Source organism: Streptomyces sp. NPDC002209, from assembly GCF_042890265.1.
In the GTDB taxonomy this organism is placed as follows: Bacteria; Actinomycetota; Actinomycetes; order Streptomycetales; family Streptomycetaceae; genus Streptomyces.
Genome location: NZ_JBIARX010000044.1, coordinates 1 through 1,129, shown reverse-complemented (window position 1 = coordinate 1,129; position 1,129 = coordinate 1). Strand labels below are relative to the sequence as shown.

1 protein-coding gene is annotated in these 1,129 nt (G+C 65.2%); it reads left to right on the top strand.

Features of this window, described 5'->3' with window-relative positions; translation table 11 throughout:
• The first annotated feature begins 37 nt into the window (after nucleotides 1-37).
• The gene (locus ACFYXK_RS33950) at nucleotides 38-1,129 is read left to right on the top strand and encodes an IS630 family transposase (protein WP_389414656.1); all 1,092 of its coding nucleotides are present in this window, start codon (nucleotides 38-40) and stop codon (nucleotides 1,127-1,129) included.

Sequence of the window (1,129 nt, the reverse complement as noted above, 5' to 3'; positions counted from 1 at the left end):
CTAGTGTCCTGAGTCTGAGGTTGGTCGTTAGTTCGGTATGAGTCGTCCGGGTCCGAAGATTCCGCCGTTGTCGGTCACTGATGCCCAGCGGGCAGTATTGGAGGGCTGGTTACGTCGTCGCACGACGGCCCAGGCCTTGGCTCAGCGGTCACGGATTGTGCTGGAGTGCGCGGAGGGACACTCGGTCATGGAAGTGTCGCGGCGGCTGCGGATCGCTCCGGACACGGTCCGCACCTGGCGGCGGCGCTTCCTCGAGCACGGTCTGGACGGGCTGGGCGACGAGCCGCGACCGGGTGTCCCACGAAAGATCACCGACGCGGACGTCGAGCGGGTGATCGTCAAAACTTTGGAAGAGACGCCGAAGAACGCGACGCACTGGTCGACGAGGTCGATGGCGGCTGCCACGGGGATGTCGCAGTCGACGGTCTCAAGGATCTGGCGGGCGTTCGCGCTGGCCCCGCACCGGTCGCAGACGTTCAAGCTGTCGACGGATCCGCTGTTCATCGACAAGGTCCGTGACGTGGTCGGCCTCTACCTGGACCCGCCGGAGAAGGCTTTGGTCCTGTGCGTGGACGAGAAGTCGCAGATCCAGGCCCTGGACCGGTCCCAGCCGGTTCTGCCGATGATGCCCGGTGTTCCAGAGCGACGCAGCCACGACTACATCCGCGCCGGCACCACCACCCTCTTCGCGGCCCTCGAGGTCGCCACCGGCAAAGTCATCGGCTCAATCCACCGCCGCCACCGAGCCGCCGAGTTCAAGAAGTTCCTGGCCAAGCTCGACAAGGAGGTCCCGGCCGGTCTCCAGGTCCATCTGATCCTGGACAACTACGCGACCCACAAGACGCCGGACGTGAAGAAGTGGCTGCTGGCGCACCCTCGCTTTCACCTGCACTTCACGCCGACCAGCGCGTCCTGGCTGAACCTGGTCGAGCGGTGGTTCGCCGAGCTCACCCAGAAGAAGCTCAAGCGCGGAGTCCATCGCTCCGTCCAGGCCCTCGAGCGTGACATCCGGGCCTGGCTGACCGACTGGAACGACCAGCCCAGGCCCTTCGTCTGGACGAAGACCGCCGACGAGATCCTCGACAAAGTCGCCGCCTACTGCCACCGAATCTCTGACTCAGGTCACTAG